This is a genomic window from Ancylomarina euxina (genome assembly GCF_003863355.1).
Taxonomy (GTDB): domain Bacteria; phylum Bacteroidota; class Bacteroidia; order Bacteroidales; family Marinifilaceae; genus Ancylomarina; species Ancylomarina euxinus.
On record NZ_QQWG01000004.1, the window covers coordinates 267,255 to 290,826 of the forward strand.

A 23,572-nucleotide genomic window follows, 5' to 3' on the forward strand; every position below is an offset into this window, starting at 1 on the left:
TTTCAAAACCTAAAAAAATATCTATGAAGAAAGCGTTATTTATTACTGGAATGCTGGTTCTTTTGTTAGTTGTAATGCATGTGATTGCACCCAAAGTTTATCAAGTAGAACGAAAAGTTGTTGTCTCTTCACAAATTGACACTGTATTCAAAAGTTTGTGTTCTTTAAAGGAACAGCAAATTTGGTCTCCTTGGGCAGAAATGGATGCAAACATGAAAGTAGAATATAGAGGAATTGATGGTGAAATTGGATCAACTACTCATTGGATTGGAAACGAGGAAGTTGGTGAGGGCGAACAAGAAATCATGAAAATTAAAGGCAATACGGATATCGAAACCGAACTGCGATTTCTCAAGCCATTCGAATCAACAAGTATTGGTTTCTTTAAGCTTAAGGAACTAGATAATCAAACTGAAGTGATCTGGGGATTCCGCGGTGAGCATGCATTTCCAACGACCATCATCATGTTATTTATGGATATGGAAAAGCAAGTTGGTCCCGATTTTGAAAAAGGGTTGAGCAAATTTAAAGCTTACATTGAGAAATAATAAGATACAACTAAACAAATTTTATCACTAAAAATTATTCAAATGAAAAAAAACATGGGTCCTGTTGACCGAATCTTACGTTCAATAGTAGCAATAGCGTTAATTGTTTTGTTTATAATGGATATTATCACAGGTACTATAGGAATTGTAGTTGTAGTATTTGCATCTATTATGCTTATTTCAGCTATTATTGGGAATTGTCCTCCTTATGCTCTTATGGGTTTCAATACTTGTAAAAAGAAAGACTAAAAAATTTATAGCTACAAGAAAGGCTGCTTTCACAAGTAGCCTTTCTGTTTCAGAATACTTCTAAATAAAATCACCTCCTTTAGGAGATTTCACCTTCTTAAGAAGTTTCATATGTATCCCTCTCAATTGTCTAAAATCAGCCTCACTTTGCTGTCCTAGCTTTAGTTTCACCTTCTCTAAACTTTCTCTGGAACCAACAAGGGTTAATACATCTCCTATTCTCAATCGTGTATAACCTGTTGAAATAATAGGATTTTCATTACGCTTAGTTGCTAGAATAATAATATCACTAGGCATCTGAAGTTCTCGTATACTCATGCCATGGTAATCACTATTTTGCATTTCGACATCCACTGTATCCTGACTTTCATCCATACCCAGAATAATAGATGTGGCGATTGGTGAGCGAACCAGGTGATCCATCAAACCAATCAGCATAGAAGCTGGCTCAACAATAAGAGCGCCCAAGTCCTGAAAACGCTTCATAAACGTTCTATCGTGCAAGCGCACGACCAGATGCCGAGTACCAAATTGTTCATAGGCTAGTTCACATATTTCTAAACTCTCTTTATCTTGATAAAAAAGAACAAAACTATCAGCCTCATTAGCTCCAATACGTTTCATTTCATCTACGCCTAAGTCTTTTATATGAACAACCTGAACGCCCATATATTCATGTGAGGCCTTTTCTTTATCGCGCGTCACCATACTCACCTGAACATCACTGGATTTAAGCTGACGAGCTAAGGCTAGAGATTCCCCTTCGAGACCAAAAATAAAAACCTTCTTATCTCGCTTTTCATGCAAAACATCGTGCTTGCGATGAGATTCTCCAACCTTTAAAATTCCCCATTTAAATAGTGGGGGGCCTACAAAAAGATTTAATACAACTACAGTTACTAAGATCGTACCAAATTCAACGCCCCATTCTGGGTATTTCTGACTCACGATCGAAACTAAGCCTAATGATATTCCAGCCTGTGTGACATAAGGCATCCATGACGATTTTCTCGTATGTGACGGATCATTGGCAAAAATTCCTCCAAAAAAAGTTCCAATCGCGAGTACAATCAACCTTAGAAAAAAGAAAAATAAGGCAATCAAAAAAGTGTGTGCAAACGTATCCAATGAGAGAGAAGCTCCAGTTAAAGTGAAAAACATAATGTAAATCATTGGGGTTACTTTTTCGACTATCTTAGAAAACTCCCTTTTAAATCCACTATAATTCACTACATAAAAACCGCCCAAGATACAGATTAATAGAGGCTCTATATAAATATCAAAACTTAAATACTTTTGACTAAAAAAATGTACCTGATGTGCCAATACGAAGACTAAATAGCCCAAACCAATTAATAAAATTGATTTAACTGTAGTTGACATTCTGAAACTTAGTAAAAGGTTAATTCCTTTTCCTAGTGCATAACCCAAAAAGAAGGATAAACTCAACTCACCAATTAAAACAAATAAGAGTTTAATATCAAACTCAACATTGTTAATCAGCACATTAGCAATGGATGAACAAATGGTAAATAAAATAATAACTAAAAATTCTTTAACAACGACAACTCCAATTACAGTTTTAGTAAATGGTCCCTTAGCTCTCATCTCGTTAATAATTGCTATTGCAGAAACCGGTGAACGTGCGACAAAAATAGTTCCGATTAAAAGAGAAATTGCCAATTTAACAGGAGCCCCTAATTCAGACATAAAAGGAATATAATCGCTTACAAAATAAATCGCTGTAGAACTCAAAGTAAATGTGAAAAACAATTGTCCAAAAGTTATCCACTTAATACTTTTCATCTTGCTCCTCAATTCAGACATATATAGTTCTGCACCAGCCGCAAAAGCAATAAAAGAAAGGGAAATATCATTGATAAAACCAAGTTTAGGCAAGGCTTCATTTGAAATAAGTTTCAATACAAAAGGACCTGCAATAATCCCAATAACAAGGAGGCCTGTAATAATTGGCAATTTAACTTTCACGAAATAGAGAGAAAGTCGGCTCGCTGCTACAGTTATAATTAAAAATCCGGCCAAAAAGAGAATAATTTCAAGATAGGTTTCCATAGGCTGTTGATTCTATTTGTGAATCTGACACATAAGATAATTATTTTTTTCAAATGAACACTTAGGATCTCCATTTTACACAAGCACCATTCGACCTTTGCTTCTAATTCAAATGCAAAAAAAAGAGCTCCCATAAAGGAACTCTCTCACAAGTAAGTTTCAATTAGAATTTCTTTTCTACTTTAGAAATTTCAGGATTCATCTTACGGTTTTTCACATACTTCTCTAACCACTGATCGTGTTCCCATAACATATGCAGAATCGATTCTTTAGCGGTATAACCATGACTTTCTTGGCAATACAACCAAACGTACCGTTGCACCCAAACCTTTTAAGGCATTAAAATAACGCTCACTCTGCATGGTGTAAGTACCCGAGTTGTTATCTGCTTTTACCATGAATCAGAAGCAAAGGTGTTTTCATTTTATCGGCATTCATAAAAGGCGACATCGTGTTGTAAACATTAGGTGCTTCCTTAAAGTTTGAGATAACAAAACAGTTACTTTGGGAATAAATGTACCGTTCCAAAAAATGAGTAAAATCACAAGGCTATTTCTTAATCTAAGAACTACTGATTTAAAGGATTATAATTGTCTTTCAACAGATTCTCAATGGATACGAAAAGAGCATCAGGAAGCTTATCCCAGTTGAACCACTCCCACTTTTCACATTTATCAGGTTCCATTAAACGCAGGTCGCCAGACTCGTAATCTGATAGCATAATGATGGTCACATAATGCTTATGCTCTTCGTGAAAAATATCGTTAGTCACAGTTCCAAATCTAATATTCTTAATTGACAGACCTGTTTCTTCAAGCGTTTCGCGAAAAGCACAGTCATCCCAACTTTCCTGATACTCCAAATGCCCACCAGGGAAAGACCAAGTTCCCTCGCCATGTGCATTCTTACGCTTACCCAACAACACTTTCCCCTCTTTTACGACGGCAACTCCTACCCCCACTTTAGGACGCTTACTTTCCATATATTATGATTCGATTTTTAAGAACACGACCAAATTTATGAAAATAAGTCTATAAACAGATAATGATTTCTAGACAAAAAAGCTATAAATAAAAAACAATAGCGCATCAGCCTTGCACTTGCAGCAGCGTTCTCATAGTGCGGATTATTAATGGTTGGTAATCCTAAATCGCTATCTCGTTGAGATCGGAATTCCTCATAAGCTTTCTTTTCTGTAGGTATAATAGCCGAATTCATTTTAACTCTACTAGAAATTCTTTCTTTTTTTTTAAAGCCTGCAAAGAAAACTCATTTGATCTGATTTAACAAAAGAACAACCTCTTTGTTATAAGTGTTTTGCATTTTTTAACACGCCCTCAATAATAAAATCAAAATTTGATTCACAAAACCACATAAGTCCTGTTATCGGGAAGTTATACGCCATCCAAATATTTCATCTTTCAATTGACTTTAAGACTTATTCATATGAATTATTGAATTTAAATTTTAGCTTTGCAAACAAACTAGAGTAAAAGATACACAACTCTCTTACTCTAATTATTAGAAATCAAAATCGAACAAAATGGAATTTTCATACCAAGCACCTGATAAAAAAATAGAGACAGTAGAAACTTATAAAAGTTGGGATTTGGACAAATTGATGGCTTATATCGAAAAGCAATACCATCAGAAGATAGAAGCTGATATCAATGAACTATTGCCTCCTATCGACAAGGTGGTTCGTGTTCATGGTGAATCTCACCCTCACCTACCAGCGGTTCGTAACCTTTTTTTACAATTGGTAGCCGAGCTTAATGAGCACATCAAAAAAGAAGAGACTGTATTTAATTTAATTGATGATATTAAGGTGGATGACAATATTCTAGACTTTGAAATTTCATCATTAGCTGGGAATCATCTTGCTTTCGAAAGCGTTCTTGAAAACATCTCAGAATTAACCAATCAATTTACAGCACCTGAAGGTTCTTGCAGAACTTATAACTTGGTTTACGATCTATTAAGAGCTTTCAATGAAAAATTAAGCCATTATAGAGAGCTTGAAAATGAGGTTCTTTTTCCGAAAATCAAAGAATAAGGTATTGCAATATTAACGGACAAAGCTCTCTGGAAATCCAGGGAGCTTTGTCGTTACACCTTATTTTCAGCATTGCCAGGAGGCCTTTTTTCTTCGTCCTTTTTATTTAACTTCTCTAATATATTATATTTAGCTTGTCTTTCCTTCCATCTGTCCCTTGCATATTTTTGCATATCAGTTATCGTATCTTTTTCATCAATAATTTCAAGACCTAATAAAGTTTCAATTATATCTTCCAAGGTTACAATACCATCCATACCACCGTATTCATCAACGATCAAGGCAATATGTTCCTTTTTCTCCAAAAGTTTCTCCCACAAAGTTAATAGAACGATCGAATTAGGAAAAATAACGATATCTCGTTTAATATCTTTCAATTTTAACTCAAATTGATCTTCTGCGAGCTTTTCAAAAACGGCTTGTCTAAAGACATAACCCGTTATATTTTCATCATTACCCAAATAGACAGGTATGCGCGAAAACCTTAGATAATCTTTATTTTTCAAAAAATCCTTTAGAAATAAGTTTTCATCAGCAAGAGCAACAACAACTCTTGGGGTCATTATTTCTGTTACTTTCACATTTTTTAGCTTCAATAAATTTTGAATAATTTTATCTTCTTTTATTGAAAAAATGCCTTCATCTGCACCTATACTTGCTAGTACCGCTATTTCCTCTCTACTCGTTGTCTGCTCTTGCGTGTTACTTGAAATAAACTTTGTTATCCTAGCTGACATTAAAACTAAAGGATAAGTAATAAAGATCATTCCTCTGATAAGAGGAGAGCATATCATGGCTAAATTTCGCCAATATCTGGCTCCAATTGTTTTCGGTATAATTTCAGTGATAACCAAAATTAAAAGGGTTAAAACAGCGGAAACAATTCCAAATGAAGCTGCTCCAAAAACTTTAACGGCTTGTACACCAACACCAGCTGCTCCAATGGTATGAGCCACTGTATTTAGCGATAAAATGGCAGATAAAGGTTTGTCAATATTGCTTTTTAGTTCGACAAATGTCTTGGCCCAGCCATGACCTTCCTCGCTCCTAACAATTAAAAAAGATTGAGGTGTGGAAAGTAAAACAGCCTCCGTTATAGAGCAAAGAAAGGAAACAACGAGAGCTAGAAATAGGTAGAATAGAAGTAAGATCATGCGTTTTCTTTTAAATTTACAATATTATAGATTATTTGTAATGATTTTGTACACTTTATTAAACACGACTTTGAATAATAATTACAAAAAAAGAACAAATAAAAAGCCAACTCACTCGAGCCGGCTTTACCTATTGAAAATATTTTGTTTTTAAATTTCTTAATTGGCATACTGTAATTGAATCAGCTTATTGTATTTACCTTCTATCATCTTCATCAGTGTTTCGTGTGTGCCCTGCTCTACGATTTCACCTTGTTCCAGGACAATAATTTCATCGGCCTTTCTAATGGTCGATAAGCGGTGTGCAATCACTATGGATGTTCTTCCTTTCATTAATTTTTCAAGAGCTTCCTGCACCAATTGCTCCGATTCTGAGTCCAACGAAGATGTAGCTTCATCCAGGATTAAAATTCTTGGATCTTTTAGAATAGCGCGCGCTATGGCTATTCTCTGACGTTGACCTCCCGAGAGCTGAGTACCACGCTCACCTACAATAGTTTCAAATTTTTCGGGAAAACGGTCGATAAACTCCATCGCATTGGCTTTTTTCGCAGCCTGATAAATTTCGTCTTCGCTTGCACCTGGTTTGCCATAGGCAATATTCTCACCTATACTCCCTCCAAATAGAAAAATATCCTGAGGCACCAAGGATATCTGACTTCTTAAGGCAGATAAAGGAAAATCGTGACTATCGTGCTCATCGAAAAATAAGCTGTTTTTTGGGGGTTGATGCAACATTAACAGCAGAGAAGCCAAAGTGCTTTTACCAGCCCCACTATGTCCCACAAGGGCAATCATTTTATTACTTTCAATTTCTAAATTGATATTGTTCAAAACCGTTTGCTCTGATCTTGAAGGGTAGGCAAAATTCAAATTTCTCAGGCTAATTTCTCCCTGCATTTTATATTTCGGATCAATCTCCTTGATATCTTGAATGTCTTCAGGTACTTCATCGTAAATCTTAAACAGATCTTCAGTGGCTCCAATAAACTTCTGAATACTGGTGTATACATTGGCCAAACCACTAATGGTTCCCCCCACAAAAACAGAATAAATGACAAAGGAGAATAAATCTCCTGATTGCATTTCACCCGCTTGTAATAAACGAGAACCTTGCCATACCATAGCGGCAATAGCACCAAATAAGCCGAGAATAATAAAAGAGGAAAACGCCCCTCTGTACTTACCTCTCGTCATGCCTAAATCAGCTATCTCAATGGTTTTCTTTTTGTATCGAGCAATCTCAATAGATTCATTTGTAAAGGCTTTCACAGATTGTATGCCCTGTAGTGTTTCTTCAATAATCGTATTGGAATCTGCCAGTTTCGTTTGCACATCTTTGGAGAATCTCCGAATAAATCGACCAAAGAATCTTGCTACGATCATAGTTGGTGGTAAAGTAATCAGCATAAAAGCTGTTAGTTTTATTGATATGACAGCCAAAAGTGTAATACCCCCTGTAATGACAATAATCTGTCGGATAAATTCAGCCAGCGTGCTCGTCATGGTTTCCTGAAGCAAAATCACATCGGCCGATATTCGACTATTCAACTCCCCCACGCGTCTTCTTTCAAAAAACTGTAAAGGCAGCTTGATTAAATGACGATAGGTGGCCTGACGAAGCGCAGCAAGCGATCGTTCTGTTACGTTTACGAATAAGACAATACGAAAATAAGAAAAGACTGCCTGTATGATTAAGACAAGAGCAATCAAGATGGCCGTTTGGTTCAAAGTTTGTCCCAGCGTGGTGTTATTACCCGTATTCACCAAATCCCCAAGAAGTTTGGGGAAAGCCAGGCTAGCCAAACTTGAGCCTAATAAGAAAAAGATCCCAAGGAAGTACTGTCCGCGGTAGGGTTTGATGTATTTATAAAGCCTAAAGGCATTTCGTAGGCCACTTTTATTTATTTTCCCTTTGGGAACATTCGATGTATCTGCTGTATGTGATCTTGCCATTCTCTATCCTTACTATTCTTTTTATCAATTTACGTCCTTATTCTGATCTGCCTTTTTTATAAACCAATTTTTAGGCTTAAAGTATGATTTGTATTTTCCCAAAAGCTCTTTACCAACCAATATACCACCAACCCAAAACATAACTTCCCCAATAATTAAAGATATGGTGGAGAGTGTAATTTTGGTTTTAGCATCCATTTCGAGGAATGGAACAACAGGGAGGAAAAGAAAAAATGGAATACAGAGAATAATCAAAATGATCCCTAATTTTATTGTCTGTTTCTTTTTTTTCATATGCTTTGTGTTTGCTCTCCTTTCGAATTTGGGGATATGCTCTTTAGTTTTGCCATGCTCTCCCCTTCCTATTTATTATTATTCTTAATAATAACGAATTTCAGCGAGATATTGTTTCTTCCTAAGCTGTTTTTTTTAAGAACTGGATGATTAAAAAAAACCTGACAGATTAATTTACAAGATGTAGATTAATCTGTCAGGTTGTAAAAGTCCAAAATCTTGTTGAGAATGGGCTATTCTTTAAAGTTTTACATCTTTTTCACGACAAGTCTAAACAATCTTTTCATGACTCATATGAACAAAAATTTCAACTAGTATGACACTTTCCTTCTAGTTACTGTTTTTCTTGTTGTTATCACCGAAGAATATGTAAGTACAGTATGCCATAAATAAGGAAGATCCTCTTCTTTATTCATAAGTGATTTTCCAAAACTCTGAGACATACTTTGTACATCTACAGTGAGAATTATTTTTGATGAGAAAGCTTTACCATCTTTTGTTGCTGGAACCCAATCTCCTGTCAGTTTACTAATCACATCAAGTATCTTCTTATCAAATTCCTTATTTAAAGAAAACTCAATTTTCTGATCTCTAATTTTACCATTCTCATCAACAACAAATGAGGCGACACTTTTGCCACTTATTCCATTTTTAAAAATTTCTATAGGTAATTTGATGTTTCTTGCAATATACGTGCGAGGTTCGTTTTCGAATCCTAGATAAATTTGCGGATGATCAACTCTATCAAGTACAAATTTCTTATCATGTAGTATATAAGTCGAATCAGATTTTAACTCATCACCACAAAAAGAAGCTATGGTTTTCGTCTCGTAATTAAACTCAAGGTATTTTTCTCCATTCATTTTATTATATGTCCACAAACCAGTCTTTTGGTCATTCGAATAATTACCAACAACCAGGGTGTCCTTCGTACTTGTGGATATTTTATAGTAAAACCCGTTTTTTGTTTTACTCTTCTTGTCTATCTGGTAGATTTCTTTGGTGAATTGACTTGTTTTCTTTTTGGTTTTTAGATTCTGACTATAAGCCTGATGGCTAATTAGAAAACCTGCAAAAACTAACAATAAATACTTCATTTAAAATATTTTTTAAAATTATCTTACTAAATTTCAACCTTTCAATAGACTCATTTTAAGAGGACTAAAAATAGACATAAATTCCATTAAACAGTATTAAACAAGACACAAAACTATTAATCAAAATTAAATAAGAGTGGCTCTACATAAGTGCATATACAAATAATTGAACCTACCACAACATACTGCAAACATAACTTAGTTTTTTGCGCCTACAAGGGTGCATATTACCGTAAAATTGGCCATAAAACCGTCTGGGGGAGCATAAAACCAATAAATAGGGCATCCTCCCACCCCAGCAGTCCATTCTTACACTTGGGAACGAATTATGCGGACGAAGCAATAAATAATGCGGCCGAATAGACCAATCCTACCAACTGACTAGTCCATTCTAACCTCTGGGAACGAATTTTACCATCGGATTAACCAATTCTACCGAAGGATATATCCATTCTACCCTCCCGCAGCCTACCTTACCATAAGGCTATGGATAAAAAACGCTCATCTATTAACATTGTTTTACAATTATGTTGCGTTAACTATTTTATTATGTGATTATAAAAATGTAACTTCATTGTCATTCTATTAAACTTAAACTATTTTATTAATCAAAAATTAAAAGAACAATGAAACAATCAGAATCAAAATTTTTAGAACGCACACGTACCGCATTAACCAATGCGCAAACGCATCCTCAAATTAAAGCTGCATTAGCCGAGTATGGTATAGACGAAAGCAAGTTTTCCGAAGGTTGGAACTTATACGATATAGCTAAAGGAACATGGGAATTTCATAAAAAAGAAGAGTCGGAAACACGAGTGGCATCTAACATCTATAGCAAGGCTTACAGTAAATTGGAGATGACCTTTAAAAGACATCGTGACTTAAGTCTAATTCTATGCAAGAAAGATCCTGATACGCTAATTCAATTGGGTGTAAAGGGGCGTTTCCCAATAAAATATAATGAGTTTTTCGATAAGCTTAAGTTGTTTTATACAAGCATTAACACGAACCAGTCGGTTCAGGAAAAGCTTGCACTTATAAAGTTGACTCCTGAGCTTGCGACAGAATGCTTGGCAGAACTCGATACACTATTGACGCATAGATCTGAGTTCGACAAAGAAATGGGAGAATCTCAAGCGACTACTGTTTCTAAGAATGCAGACTTACACGCACTAAGTGAATGGATGGATGATTTTGACACACTTGCTAAAATTGCCCTATACGATACGCCACAACAACTCGAAGTTTTGGGTATATTGGTTAAAAGCTAAACACCGCCTCTTTAAAATACAAAAAGCCGACTCGCAAAAGTTGGCTTTTTGAAAATAAGGCTTAGAAAATCTATTTAAGGAGCTGTTCATTAATTTTAGATAATAAGAGTTCTCTTTTAAAAGGTTTACTAATAAAATCGGAACAACCACAAGCAATAGCTTTGTTTTTATCTGCTTCGTTGGAATATGCGGTTTGAGCTATTATAGATAAATTAGGTCTAAACTCTTTTATGCGTTTGGCAGCCTCGTAACCATCCATTTCAGGCATTTTTATATCCATCAGTATTAAATCCACCTGTGGGTTTGATTTGCAAATTGCAACGGCTTCTAACCCATTTATAGCCCTGATAATATTCATTTTAATGTCTGAAAAGAATTTTTCCAACAAAATAAAATTAAAATCTTCATCCTCTGCAATTAAAACTGTTTTTGGCTTTATGAATTCAACGTTTAGCTCGTTAAGAGGGAGCTCAGGTATCGATTTCGAGTTTACCGTTTTGTAAGGAAGAGTAAAGTAGAACACAGAACCTTTACCCACTTCGGAGCTTAGCCAAATATGACCGCCCAGCATTTCAACATAAGCTTTTGAGATAGACAATCCCAAACCTGAACCTCCGTATGTTCGGGCTGAAGTCGATTCTACCTGACGAAAGCGTTTAAATATTTCGGCGTGCATATCAGAAGAAATGCCTATTCCCGAATCTTCAACAAAGAATTCCAGCCAATTGTCTTTTACAGTGTATCCAAAATTAACAAAACCTTCTTGGGTAAACTTAAGAGCATTGCCTACAAGGTTACTTAGTATCTGTGTTAGTTTAGTTGAATCGGTAATAATAATCGCGTCATCGTCGGACAAAGGGGTTTGTAAACGAAAGGTAACATTTGGGTTTGTGTCTCTCGGAAAGAATTGCTCGTTTATAAGTTTACAAATTAAATTGATATTGATTTCATTTCCCTGAACTTCTTCCTGTCCGGCCTCAATTGAGGCAATACTTACTATATCGGTGATAATAGAGAGCAATTGGTCGCTACTTTGTATAATTAAATCGGTGAAATATTGACGATCTTCAGAAAGCAAATCGGGGTCGTTAAGCAAACCTGAAAAGCCTACAATTGCATTCATGGGTGTTCGTATTTCATGCGAAATATTGTGCAAGAATGCCGTTTTTAGGTGGTCGCTTTCTTCGGCTTTTTCCTTGGCTATAGTTAATTCTTGATTTGTTTGATTAAGTTCTTCATTAATTTGCAGGTATTCTTCATTAATCTGCTGGTATTCCTTGTTTTGCGACTTTATTTTATCTGTTTTTTCTTTTAGTAATGCTTCTGCATTTTTACGTTTAGTAATGTCTTGAATAATTGAATGTAGCACATTATTATTGTCAATTTTAATTTTACTACTCAATACTTTAACATCCCTTATAGTGCCATCCTTCAGTTGATGTTTGAATTCAAATTGGTTTTTATTTTCGGACAAGACACTCTCAATATTCTTCATAATTTCCTGAGATGAAAGGCCATTGAGTAGCCCAACATTCATCTTCGTCAATTCTTCACAGCTCCAGCCATAATACTTGGCTGCAGATTTATTCGCATCAATAATATTGCCGGTATTGGGGTCTATTAGAAGTTTAACGGCTGCATGATCATCAAATATTTTACGGAATTTCTCCTCGCTTTTAAGCAATGTTTTTTCAACTTCTTTTCTTTTAGCTTCTTCTCTTAAAAGATTTCTGACTTTAGTCAGCGAATAAAAATAAAATGAGAGAGCTATAAATAGCAAAGAAAAAACAAAGATTAAACGATTACGAAGCCTGGATAGGGCGATATAAATATCTTTTTCCTGATAGGAAATAAGAATAGTCCAATACGTATTGCCAAGCGGAATACGATAAAAAGCGTAATACAAATCTAAGTCCTTCGTGTTATCCTTATCAAATACGTCCTGATGGGTAATTTTACCTGTTCCTGTATTATTATTTTTTATTTGCTCGAGCATCTCAATGGTAGAACCATCCTGCTCCGAAGTTTCAAGAATGGATTCGCCTGTGTGCCCGCTTATAGGACAATAGATTTCGATACCATTTTCGCTAAGCAGCCATGCATGTCCGTTTTTTCTGTTCTTTATTTTCCCAAGATACAGCTTTCCCAATCCATCAATTGGGATTAAAACTGCAAGACTACCTACAAAGGTTTCGTTTTTAAACACAGGAACATGCAAAGCTATTGCTAAAAATCCTTGTGCCGACATAAACACATCACTTAAAACAGGCTTCTGATTAACAAGAACTTGTTGAACATGATTTTGATAGGAGATATCCTGCCCTATTGCTGATTGATTATAAGGATAAGTGTACAGAATGACACCTGCTGTATCTATTCTTGTAATAGCTGTAACAATACTTTTATGGGTTTCATAATAGTTTGTCATTAATGCTTTACTCTCATCCGAAAAATCTATAATTTGCTTAAACTTCGCCAAAAAAACCAGTTCGGATTGGCAATCATCGATAAAAAAAGTAATACCCTGAGATGCCGTTTCGGCTAATATTAATTGTTCATTATTGAAGTCATTGATTGTATTGTTTTTAATATCTTCATAAATCATGTAGAAGGTTAAAAAGAATAAAATTAATGCAATGGGTATGAAAAAATACCGATTGAGGGATATCAATTTATTAGTCTTAAATTTTCGCGTATTCATTCTCGATCTATTTTCATTTCCAACACGGATGGAAGATACAGTAAAAAATCAAAATTATTGTCAAATTTCAGAATCAATCTCCGAAGCATGAGTACTTTGGGTAGTGGACATCTTTTTTTCAATTAACCTATTAATTGTCAACGAAAGCTGTTTTTTGACTTAATGCTAACCTTCCTTATATAATATCCTAGTGTCCACTGAGGAGATATACTCTATATATGTTGATAGTCACTAATTTCTTATTCACAAACAGCACTCGCTTGATTAAATAGTTCCACATCATCCAGCATGTATTCTAAAATTGGGCGACACTTATTTTTGCAGGCCGGGTAGAAAAGCTTGTGTTCTCTCTCTTGATTCTTGATAGAATTTCCCCACCAAAATTCTGCTAAAGCGATTGGTTTTAAACGGTTTTTAAAAGCATATTGCAGTAATTTAGGAGCAGCGCATTCGCCAGCTGCAGCTGGAGGATTACCATGTGAAGAACTCTCAAAAATTTGTAATACATTTTTCTCAATTCCCGAAAAGTTTAAAAATTGATAATTCTCGAAAAGTCGTTGTTGCAAGGCAAACGATTTTTGTTTCCTATTTTCTATCAACAAACTAATTTCAGATGGCTTTTTAGCTTTTTTAATTTGATTGCCGATTTCCGTCAACTCTGTCATGCCTCTATTAATGAAAAAATCATCAATAGAATCATCAAAGGTCGAAGGAACAAATTTGTCGCATATAGTGTTTCCCTGTAATTTCCCTGAAACTGTTCCTAAATAGCTGTAGGTACAATCTTCTTTTTGAACCACAAGAATTCCAAACATTTTTCCTTTTTGGATCCGAAAGTCATGCTTCCATCCTTGAGATTCTGAACTAATAAAATCTTGAAATTCATTTGCCGCTATCCTGGCAATTTCAGGAATAGATAATCCAAATGGATTGTTCAGTTTTGCAGGGATATTAATCCTAGATATATCCGTTTTAAAGTTAAAAATGTGTCGTTTATCCATTTAGTAATTTACACCAATATTGTAAGCGGTTCGACTATGCATATATACATCTTCCACCCGTTTTTTAAGAACGTCAAAATTAAGCAAAACATTAACTAAACAATAGAGTCATACAAAATAGAAAAGCTCTACATAAGAATGCGCTTAGTCAAAATTTGGCAAAGAAAAAGCCCAAACTCTTTAAGAGGATGGGCTATTCTTTGTGGTGTCAACAGTTTGAATAAGCTGCTTTTTAATACCCTTTATTTTTTGTTGCCTGTCGTTTTATTTATCTCGGTTTGAGAAACGTTCGTAACTTCTACTGATGTTGTTGCTATCATTATGATATTATCGTAATGATTGATTTCCTCTAACAAGCGTGTGAACAGGTGGTCTTTCGTACTTCTTCTCTTTTTGAAATCAACGACATAACGTATCGTATAGGTTATCCAATTTTCGTCAAAAGTCAAGGTTATTAGTGGTTGTACATCTGCATCTTCTATCCTATACTTATCCGTCATTTTAGCCCATACCTTCTCAGATTTTTGAGAATATTCGCCACATACTTCCACTGCTACTTCACTGAAAATCTTGCGAGCAAGATTGAAATCACTTTCGGTACGAATAGGTACAGTTATTTCATCCCATAAAAAAGGATAATCAGCGGAATAATTTTGTATCGGTTCTTTGAATACAAAACTATTAGAAAGATCAGTGATACGTCCGTTATAAAGATCGCCATCAACCCAATCTCCCACTTCCATTATGGTTGTTTTAAGCACGCCTATATCAATCACATCCCCTTTTATTTCTCCAATTTTCACCCGTTGTCCTATTCTAATAGAATTTGTTGTCATAATATTAATCCAACCAGCAATACTAGTTATAACTTCTTGCAATGCAAAAGCTATTCCTGCACCAGCTAGGCCTAGTGCAATTCCAATATTACCAAGTTTGTCGCTATAAACAAATAAGACAATACTGATAATAAGAATGTATCCTAAAACATTTACGGCCTTTCTTGATCGATATTTGTTAGCAGAATTGCTAACGTGACGCGAAATGATTTTTTTGAGATAATACGTTACTAGCAAAATGAATAGTACTCCGACAAGTATTATTAGGAGACGTTCAATATTTTGATCGTGTAGCCAAGAAGCGAATATGTCTTTTGTTTTTTCCATATACTTTAAATTACCATCAAGGGATGTATAAGATCAACAATGATCTTAGTTCACTTATATCTTTACTATAGATATTGTTAGCCTAACAATATTTTAGTTCCCTGTAAGGTAAGAAAATAGAGAAACTCTACATAAAATAAGGAAAATAAAAAGCCAACTTGTACGAATCGGCTTTGTATTATAATTCTGAGGGAAAGCTTATAGACACTAATTAGATGCAAATAAAGTTCTTAATATGGAAATATTTCATCAAGTGCTTGGGTTCTGAAAGCAAAAATATTATTCAATTTATGTGTAATGACCAAGGCATTTGCAATATTTCCTAAAAAGCCAAATGGAGGTTGATAACTCACAATATCTTTCATTAAAACACCATTTTCTGTAGCTATAATTATATGCTGATGATGCCATAATTTATAAGGACCAACCCTTTGTTCATCCACAAAATACGATTTATCTCTAACATGTGTTATTTCAGTAACCCAGTTTGTGGGAATCCCCAACAAAGGGCGAACCGTATAACTAATAATCATGCCCTCATAAATTTTATCGGGTAAATTTGGAGTACGTATATCAAACCCCATATTTTGAGGTGTAATTTTTTTTAAATTCTGTGGAGAACTTATAAAATCCCACACCTCGTCTATAGAGGCATTAACAAATTGTTCTTTTTGAAATTGATAAAATGCCATAAATGTTCTTTTTAGGATGAAAGTTCCTCGCTATGCAATAAGCGATTGATATTCGTTCGGTGCCTAAGAATAATAAGTATCATACAAACCAATAAATAATAGAATATCGAGCTAAGTCCGTGAATAAACAATTCTGTAAGTGGTAAAGTTATTCCCAGAATAATAGAGCCCAACGAAACATACTTTAGTCGCCACTTTACAACAAAATAGACGGCAACCGAAATAAAAACAGAAAATGGAGCAATCAATAACGAGGCGCCAAGCGTGGTATTGACACCCTTCCCACCTTTGAATTTTAGAAAGATGCTAAAATCGTGACCTATGATCGTGGCTAACCCAACACTACAGACAGAGAATTCAGCCCCCATTTTTTCACCATCAATAAAATAGAGATAAACAGCCACGGGTATGAGTCCCTTGAGCATATCCAAAAGCTGAGTGATGATAGCGATTCGTTTTCCCGCCACCCTTCCTACATTTGTTGACCCCACATTACAACTCCCCATTTCCATTATATTTTTACCCGTATAGTATCGGGTTAAAATGTAACCAAAGGGAATTGCTCCCAGTAAATAGGCTAGCAGTATAAAAATATATTGAATGGCTATATTCATCTCATTTCTTGTAGTATGCGCAAGGCCTCGTCGACGTGCTTTTCTGCTTGAATCTGTGAATTAAAAAGGTAGGCTATTTCTCCTTCCTTATTCACAACATAGGTGACTCTGCCGGGAATTAGTCCAAAAAAACTGGCTGGCACACCAAATAATTGACGCACTTTATTACCCGTGTCGCTCAATAGCGTGTAATTCAGGCGGTGTTTTTTCGCAAACTCCAAATGACTTTCCTCCGATTGTGCACTAATACCAATAATCATAGCATCAGCATCGGCAAACGCTTCAAATTGGTCTCGAAACGAACAAGCTTCTTTTGTACAGCCCGGACTATCGTCTTTCGGATAGAAATAAATCACCAGGTTCTTTCTCCCTAGTACCGTTTCAAGCTTAAATAGTTCACCATTCTGGTCATTTAATTTAAATATTGGAACTTTGCTTCCGACTTCAATTTTTTTCATTTTTTCAGAATTTGTGTCAAAAATTAAATAAGCAATAAACAAGGCTAAATAAATGGTCAGATAAAACAGGTAGAAGTTTCTAAACCTCTTGTATTCCAGATTGTCGGGATAGATGTTTCCAAAAAGCCCCTTAATCTCTTTCAAAAAAACCGGCTTGATGTTTATTGTCCAACTATCGGTTTGATACACCATTTTACGGAATTTGCTTCTGTAATAACTTAATGGCAGCCCCCATATTACAAAAAGTATAAGCCAAATATTATTTGTGATAAAATCCATTGTCATTTATTTTTTAGGGAACCAAGGGAAAAACGAATTGGTTTTTTCGATATATTCTCTGTATTGTGGTTTTGTATCGTTTAAAGATTTTTCAAGTAGTGCCACGCCTGATACTTTGATAATCAATAAAGTCATTACAATAGAACCAATAATCTGCCAGTAACTTCCGGCTGCGATACTAAAGATTGCATAGGCCCACCACACAGCTGAGTCGCCAAAATAATTCGGGTGGCGGGTGTATTTCCACAATCCTGTATTTAGAACCTTTCCTTTATTTGCAACATCTCGTTTAAAACGTGCCAACTGATAATCGCCTCCTGCCTCAAACGTAAAACCAATAAGCCAAACTATTATTCCAAGGTAATCCAATATCATAAGCTCTCCGGAACTTGTACTCGAATTGACACCTAATAAGGGCAAGGAAACAATCATAATCAAAATGCCTTGCAATAAGAATGTTTGAAAAAAACTAAACCACCAATAACGTTTGGGACCATAATTTCTTCTAAATTCCTGATATCTGAAATCCTCTCCTTTACCGATGTTTCTATAGGCAAGATAAAGGGCAAGCCTTAGCCCCCAAATGCTAACCAAAGTAAAAACCAGTATTTTCCTAGCATTTATTTCGTCCGACATGAATACATAAAACGCATTTACAAGCACAAAGCCAATCCCCCAAAAAATGTCGACAATACTTACATTTTTTATCAATACACTCCAAATCCATAATAGACTTACCAGAACTAAAATAATTAAGGATACTTGTAAAAATAGAGTCATCATATAAGTAATATTAATTATTAAAAAGTAATGAAACTGCAAGAGCACCATTACCAGCATGCATACCAATAACCGGAGAAATATTGACAACCGATACTGGTTTTATTCCGGTCATTTCAAACATCTTAGACTCAACCAATTGAGCTCCTTCTGAATTATGTGCATGCAAAATGATGTAGTTCCATATGGTTTTTCGACGACTAATCTGTTCAATATGCTTGAATATTTTTTTTAAGCTGGCTTGCTGGCTAAAAGTATTTCCAAACAAGAGCGATTTTCCATTTTTATCCATGGAAATAACCGGATTTAAACCCAGAGCGCTAGCGATTATCCCTTTGGGTCTTGACACCCTGCCTCCTCTAATCATTGATTGTAAATCGCGAACACTTACGAATATTTTAGATTGGAGAACATCCTTTTTGAGAGTATTGACAATTGATTCTACTGACTCGCCAGCTCCAATCTTTTGGGCTGCTTTTAAAACAAGTAACCCCAATGCTCCCGATAAATTCTTTGAGTCAATGACATAAATCGGTTTTTCAAATTCTTTTGAAATGCGTTCACCTGCTTTTACACTGTTTGAATAAGTTCCACTAAACTGTCCGCTCAAATGCACAGCAATTATAGCATCGTAATGCGAAGCCAAATGCGAATATAAGTTGGTAAAAGTCTGCTCGTTTATTTGAGATGTTTTTGGGAATTCGGATTCAGTATCGAGCAAATCGTAAAACTGGTTGGGCTGAATCGTAACTTTATCTAGATAATGACTATCTCCAAAATTCAAATTAATTGGCACCATATTGATCTGATATAAATCAATCAAATCCTGTGATAAATCACAGGTTGAATCTGTAACCAGCGCAATATTCCATTTTCGTTTGCTTACTGCCTCCTGTTGACGCACCATATCATCTACTTTCTGAAAAGTGATGGTTCCCACTTCTTTTAACTGATGAAAAAGCTCTGCTGGTTTGTTGGTGTGAACGTGAATACGACAAATGCTTTCCGAACCAGCAACAACAACGGAATCCCCATTTTGACTAAGGAATTTCTGAAGTTCAGATTTACTTTGCGTCATATTTTTTATAATAGCCTCGGTGCAAAAGCGAAAAGATATTTCATCTTCTGTTAAATCGTAGGAATGAACAAGCGAAATGTTTTCGGAGGCGTCAACCACGAGGTTTCGAATATTTCTATTTTTAATAAAACCGATAATACCTTCCATAAACAAGACAAAGCCTTTTGCTCCTGCATCTACAAAATCCGATTTGCTTAATGCTTTCAATTTTGTGTTCGTTTCAGCCAGTGATTTCTCTAATACTGCGAAAGAATCAATGATGACATCTGCAAAATCATAAATAGCATCTTTTTTACTATTTAGAAAATCAGACCACTCCTTAATAACGGTTAACATAGTCCCTTCAATAGGATTTGCAACGGCTTCGTATATATAGGGAATTGATTTCTTTACACTTTCAGCAAATTCATTTAAAGTAATAATCGGTTTATTTATGGTTTCACGATTTAAACCATGCAGAAACTGTGCGAAAATAACGCCTGAATTTCCACGAGCCCCAATTAATGCTGCATCGGCAATATTACTCACCGTAGTCTTATATGATTTATGAGGTTTTATATTATCGATAACCGAACGGACGGTCGAAGCAAGATTTGTTCCGGTGTCTTTATCGTTAACCGGAAAGATATTTATTCTATTTATTTCGACCTGATTTTTTAATATTTGATTTCCACCTGCGATAAAAGCATAATACAAGAATTTTCCGTTAATAAAAGGTGTTTTAATGTTTTTCATGCTTATTACTAATTAATCCATTTCACGATATAAAAACCTGATAAACTTACGATTGCAGATAGGCTCACACCCCATAGTATATCGATAAAAACAATGGGAAGTGGCCAGCCTTTAAGCGTAGCCAAATTTGTTAAATCGTAAGTGGCATAAGTAAATAATCCAAATAGAGCCCCCAGTAATATGGCATTGAAAACTGATTCTTTATGAACGGATGGGTAAATAGCAAAAAATGAAATCCCCGCAACATAAATGAAATAGAAGATAAAAGCTGCAGTCCAATTTACCTTATCAGATAAAAATTCGCCCAGGTATTTCTGATAAAGGTTTTTAGCAATAATGCCAAGCCATAGCAAGTCTATCATCAAAAAAACGACGAAAGTAAGCAAGTAACTTATGAGAATACTTTTTATATGCATAACATCTAATATCTAGTCGTTTACAAAGGTTTTTGCTCCACTTCTATCAAGCCTGAAACATTATACCCCCGCTTTTCTAGTCGATTAAGTAACTCATTATATAACTCGGTATGCATTTCTGACGTGCGACTTAGAATCCATAGATATTTATCAGAGCTACTCCCAATAACAGCCCATTGATAATCCTTGTCCAATTCCATCACAAAATAATCACCGTAAAAGAACAAGAAAAACGATACTTTCAATTTTGCCGGTGCCTTTTCGGGATTAGGGATTTTGGCTTTACCAACAGCTTGCGAGAATTTACCGTCTAAACTATCTTTATAACCGCTGTTTATCACCTTAATCTTTCCATCGTCGCGTATTGAATAATCGGCTGTTACACCAACTAGCCCACGTTCAAAACGATGGTCGTAACGAGCAATTTCATACCATGTGCCTAGATATTTTTGTATATCCAGTTGTTCAACTACTGTTTTATCAATCATCGATTTTTGCGTTTTACAACTTATAAAAGAATTACCAATAATTATTAAACTAATTATGATTGCAAAAACATTTAGATTTTCACCGATTTTCAACATTCAATTAATTTTAATGAATTTGATAAATATCCATATTACATTCTCTAACTAAGATAATTGTATTTCTATAAAAACCTAACATGATTAAATATAATAAGTTTTTTACCATACAGTTCAATCTTAGATTACATACGAACTTATATGTAACATCCATATTGATGTTATTGCCTTATATTTTAGAAAAAAAAAAGCCGACTCGTTAAAGTCGGCTTTATATTTATGGTTCTGAGTGAAATCTATCTCCCCCAATCTGAGGTTTTCACTTTATCAATCAAGTATTTCACATTCTCAACAGGAATTTCTGGTAACAAGCCATGTCCCAGATTGAAAATCCACTTGTGATCTTTACGACCATAGTTCAAATGGTATTCGAATTGCTGATCAATCGCATTCTTATCGGCAAGTAGAACTCTAGGGTCGAAATTACCCTGTAGAATCATATCCTCTCCTACAATAGAGCGAACCTCGTGCAATGGTGTTTGCCAATCGACACTCACGCAGTCACACAAATCGTAGTTCACCATATTAATACCTGTTCCTAATCCCTTAGGTAAATAAATAGTCTTTACCCCTTTAGCACGCACAGCTCCAAGAATCGCTTTTACCGATGGTAAGAACACCTCTTTGTACAATTCAATAGGAATTAAGCCAGCATGCGTTTCGAACAACTGAAAAGCCTGTACTCCATGCTCAACTTGCTTTAAAGCATAATGGATACTCATCTCGGTTATACGGGTCACCAACTTCTTCATGGTTGCCTTATCGCGATAAATCGCAGGAACAAAATCAGGGAAATTCAGGTTCTGACTAAAACCCTGGAACATATAACACAATGTGGTTAATGGTCCGCCACAGAATCCAATCAAAGGAATCTCAGCAGGTTTTGTCGCTAAAATCACATCAATCGCCTTGTAAATATGCTCCAATCTCTCAGGCATATCGGTTAGGAAATGCAAAGGATCTTCAACATCCTTAAGTGCCGTTTTAAAAGTTGGCCCTTTTCCTTCGAAACTCAATTCCATACCTAAGGCTTCAGGAATCACAAGAATATCAGAAAATAGAATTGCCGCATCTACACCCAAATCGTGAATTGGAAGCAAAGTTACCTCTGCCGCTAATTTAGGATCCTCCATCATGTGTTTGAAACCATGGCTTTCGCGCAGTTTCATATAAGATGGTAAAACACGTCCAGCCTGGCGCATGAACCACACTGGTGGTCGCTCACGCTTAATGCCGTTAATTGTATCTAGAAAAATAGAATTTGTCATATTGTTAGTTATCGGTTATCAGAAGTTATCAGTTGTCAAAGTTTTATCGCTTATCAAAAAGCGGGCAATTGAAAACCGATAACAGAAAACTTAAATTTATCGTTTGTTTAAAATCTCAGCGACTTCCTGTGCATGGTAGGTTATGATAATATCAGCACCAGCACGTTTAATCGATGTCATAATCTCCATCATTACACGATTTCCATCAATCCAATCTCTCTCTTGAGCAGCCTTTACCATTGAGAATTCACCACTTACGTTATAAGCTGCAACAGGTATATTAAACTCGTGCTTAGTCCGGTAAATCACATCAAGATAACTTAAAGCTGGCTTCACCATTACGATATCAGCGCCTTCTGCAATATCCATTTCAACTTCACGGATCGCTTCATCACTATTGCGAGGATCCATCTGGTATGTGCTTCTATCACCAAACTGAGGTGCAGAATCAGCCGCATCTCTAAATGGGCCATAGAAACCTGATGCATATTTTGCCGAGTAAGCCATAATTGGCATTTTCTCGAAACAGTTTTCATCTAAAGCCGAACGCATATGAGCTATTCTACCGTCCATCATATCACTTGGAGCGACCATGTCAACACCAGCTTCAGCCAATGAAACAGCCTGTGCAGAAAGTGTTACCAAAGTGCTATCGTTATCGACATCACCGTCGATAATGGTTCCACAATGACCGTGAGTCGTATACTCGCAGTTACAAATGTCAGCAATGATATACATATCAGGTAACACCTCTTTGATAGCACGCGTTGCTTTCTGAACAATACCATGTTCATGAGTCGCTACTGTACCGTCTTCGTCCTTAGATTCAGGAATACCAAAAAGTAATACCGATTTGACACCCGCTGTGTACAATTCTTTACATTTTTCTACCAACATATCTACAGATAACTGGTCGTTACCTGGCATCGACTTAATTGGATTCTTTACCTTTTCTCCCGGACAAACAAAAAGTGGCATGATTAAATCATCAGCAGAAAGCGATGTCTCAGCTACCATATTACGTACAACTTTGTTGTAACGAAGTCTTCTTAGTCGTGTCTGTGGAAATAATGGACGTAAACTCATCTTATATCGTGTTTAT

Annotated in this window: 23 protein-coding genes; 4 read left to right on the top strand and 19 right to left on the bottom strand. The window is 35.5% G+C overall.

The window, feature by feature from the left end:
* The first annotated feature begins 23 nt into the window (after positions 1-23).
* Both DWB61_RS06355 and DWB61_RS06360 read left to right on the top strand, forming a co-directional pair.
* The gene (locus DWB61_RS06355; protein WP_125030059.1) at positions 24-548 is read left to right on the top strand and encodes an SRPBCC family protein; all 525 of its coding nucleotides are present in this window, start codon (positions 24-26) and stop codon (positions 546-548) included.
* Between the two features lie 42 nt (positions 549-590).
* Entirely contained in the window at positions 591-797 is a 207-nt protein-coding gene (locus tag DWB61_RS06360; protein ID WP_125030060.1) for a YgaP family membrane protein, read from the top strand.
* A gap of 60 nt (positions 798-857) precedes the next feature.
* Here DWB61_RS06360 and DWB61_RS06365 read toward each other — a convergent pair whose 3' ends face one another.
* From DWB61_RS06365 to DWB61_RS06375, 3 genes are all read right to left on the bottom strand, one after another.
* Positions 858-2,870, bottom strand: a complete 2,013-nt coding sequence (locus tag DWB61_RS06365; RefSeq protein ID WP_125030061.1) for a cation:proton antiporter domain-containing protein — start codon at positions 2,868-2,870, stop codon at positions 858-860.
* A gap of 163 nt (positions 2,871-3,033) precedes the next feature.
* Positions 3,034-3,192 carry a hypothetical protein gene (locus DWB61_RS17760; RefSeq protein WP_197091135.1) on the bottom strand — a complete coding sequence of 53 codons (159 nt, stop codon included), beginning with the start codon at positions 3,190-3,192 and terminating at the stop codon, positions 3,034-3,036.
* Between the two features lie 246 nt (positions 3,193-3,438).
* Positions 3,439-3,852, bottom strand: a complete 414-nt coding sequence (locus tag DWB61_RS06375) for a nucleotide triphosphate diphosphatase NUDT15 (RefSeq protein WP_125030062.1) — start codon at positions 3,850-3,852, stop codon at positions 3,439-3,441.
* Positions 3,853-4,413: 561 nt separating this feature from the next.
* On the opposite strand from DWB61_RS06375, the gene DWB61_RS06380 reads away from it, so the two are divergent.
* Positions 4,414-4,926, top strand: a complete 513-nt coding sequence (locus DWB61_RS06380; protein WP_125030063.1) for a hemerythrin domain-containing protein — start codon at positions 4,414-4,416, stop codon at positions 4,924-4,926.
* Between the two features lie 53 nt (positions 4,927-4,979).
* Here DWB61_RS06380 and DWB61_RS06385 read toward each other — a convergent pair whose 3' ends face one another.
* From DWB61_RS06385 to DWB61_RS06400, 4 genes are all read right to left on the bottom strand, one after another.
* A complete protein-coding gene (locus DWB61_RS06385) occupies positions 4,980-6,080 on the bottom strand; it encodes a CNNM domain-containing protein (RefSeq protein WP_125030064.1) in 1,101 nt (366 codons plus the stop codon).
* 159 nt (positions 6,081-6,239) lie between these two features.
* Positions 6,240-8,036 carry an ABC transporter ATP-binding protein gene (locus tag DWB61_RS06390; RefSeq protein ID WP_125030065.1) on the bottom strand — a complete coding sequence of 599 codons (1,797 nt, stop codon included), beginning with the start codon at positions 8,034-8,036 and terminating at the stop codon, positions 6,240-6,242.
* Positions 8,037-8,060: 24 nt separating this feature from the next.
* Positions 8,061-8,330 (bottom strand): transporter suffix domain-containing protein, encoded by a 270-nt coding sequence (locus DWB61_RS06395; RefSeq protein WP_125030066.1) that lies wholly within the window; start codon positions 8,328-8,330, stop codon positions 8,061-8,063.
* 311 nt (positions 8,331-8,641) lie between these two features.
* Positions 8,642-9,427, bottom strand: a complete 786-nt coding sequence (locus tag DWB61_RS06400; protein WP_125030067.1) for an energy transducer TonB — start codon at positions 9,425-9,427, stop codon at positions 8,642-8,644.
* Positions 9,428-10,053: 626 nt separating this feature from the next.
* On the opposite strand from DWB61_RS06400, the gene DWB61_RS06405 reads away from it, so the two are divergent.
* Positions 10,054-10,701: a PQLLE family protein gene (locus tag DWB61_RS06405; RefSeq protein ID WP_125030068.1), complete on the top strand. Its 648-nt coding sequence runs from the start codon at positions 10,054-10,056 to the stop codon at positions 10,699-10,701.
* Between the two features lie 70 nt (positions 10,702-10,771).
* Here the strand turns inward: DWB61_RS06405 and DWB61_RS06410 are convergent, their stop codons facing one another.
* From DWB61_RS06410 to hemB, 12 genes are all read right to left on the bottom strand, one after another.
* Positions 10,772-13,306 (bottom strand): ATP-binding protein, encoded by a 2,535-nt coding sequence (locus DWB61_RS06410; RefSeq protein ID WP_158614377.1) that lies wholly within the window; start codon positions 13,304-13,306, stop codon positions 10,772-10,774.
* 335 nt (positions 13,307-13,641) lie between these two features.
* Positions 13,642-14,217, bottom strand: a complete 576-nt coding sequence (locus DWB61_RS06415) for a hypothetical protein (RefSeq protein WP_125030070.1) — start codon at positions 14,215-14,217, stop codon at positions 13,642-13,644.
* 428 nt (positions 14,218-14,645) lie between these two features.
* A complete protein-coding gene (locus DWB61_RS06420; protein ID WP_125030071.1) occupies positions 14,646-15,566 on the bottom strand; it encodes a mechanosensitive ion channel family protein in 921 nt (306 codons plus the stop codon).
* Positions 15,567-15,796: 230 nt separating this feature from the next.
* Complete coding sequence (locus tag DWB61_RS06425; RefSeq protein ID WP_125030072.1) at positions 15,797-16,258, bottom strand: SRPBCC family protein; 462 nt, start codon at positions 16,256-16,258, stop codon at positions 15,797-15,799.
* 11 nt (positions 16,259-16,269) lie between these two features.
* A complete protein-coding gene (gene plsY / locus DWB61_RS06430) occupies positions 16,270-16,872 on the bottom strand; it encodes a glycerol-3-phosphate 1-O-acyltransferase PlsY (RefSeq protein WP_125030073.1) in 603 nt (200 codons plus the stop codon).
* A complete protein-coding gene (locus tag DWB61_RS17765) occupies positions 16,869-17,609 on the bottom strand; it encodes a peroxiredoxin (RefSeq protein WP_197091136.1) in 741 nt (246 codons plus the stop codon). The genes plsY and DWB61_RS17765 overlap by 4 nt, the downstream gene beginning before the upstream one ends.
* A 6-nt stretch (positions 17,610-17,615) precedes the next feature.
* Positions 17,616-18,392: a DUF1295 domain-containing protein gene (locus DWB61_RS06440; protein WP_125030074.1), complete on the bottom strand. Its 777-nt coding sequence runs from the start codon at positions 18,390-18,392 to the stop codon at positions 17,616-17,618.
* A 10-nt stretch (positions 18,393-18,402) separates the two neighbouring features.
* Positions 18,403-20,202, bottom strand: a complete 1,800-nt coding sequence (locus tag DWB61_RS06445; RefSeq protein ID WP_125030075.1) for a DegV family protein — start codon at positions 20,200-20,202, stop codon at positions 18,403-18,405.
* 8 nt (positions 20,203-20,210) lie between these two features.
* The gene (locus DWB61_RS06450) at positions 20,211-20,618 is read right to left on the bottom strand and encodes a DUF2177 family protein (RefSeq protein ID WP_125030076.1); all 408 of its coding nucleotides are present in this window, start codon (positions 20,616-20,618) and stop codon (positions 20,211-20,213) included.
* 20 nt (positions 20,619-20,638) lie between these two features.
* Positions 20,639-21,202, bottom strand: a complete 564-nt coding sequence (locus DWB61_RS06455) for a lipocalin family protein (RefSeq protein ID WP_197091138.1) — start codon at positions 21,200-21,202, stop codon at positions 20,639-20,641.
* A 236-nt stretch (positions 21,203-21,438) separates the two neighbouring features.
* On the bottom strand, positions 21,439-22,470 hold the full coding sequence (hemE, locus tag DWB61_RS06460; RefSeq protein WP_125030077.1) for a uroporphyrinogen decarboxylase: 1,032 nt from the start codon (positions 22,468-22,470) through the stop codon (positions 21,439-21,441).
* Positions 22,471-22,566: 96 nt separating this feature from the next.
* Positions 22,567-23,556 (bottom strand): porphobilinogen synthase, encoded by a 990-nt coding sequence (gene hemB, locus DWB61_RS06465; protein ID WP_125030078.1) that lies wholly within the window; start codon positions 23,554-23,556, stop codon positions 22,567-22,569.
* Positions 23,557-23,572 lie beyond the last annotated feature (16 nt).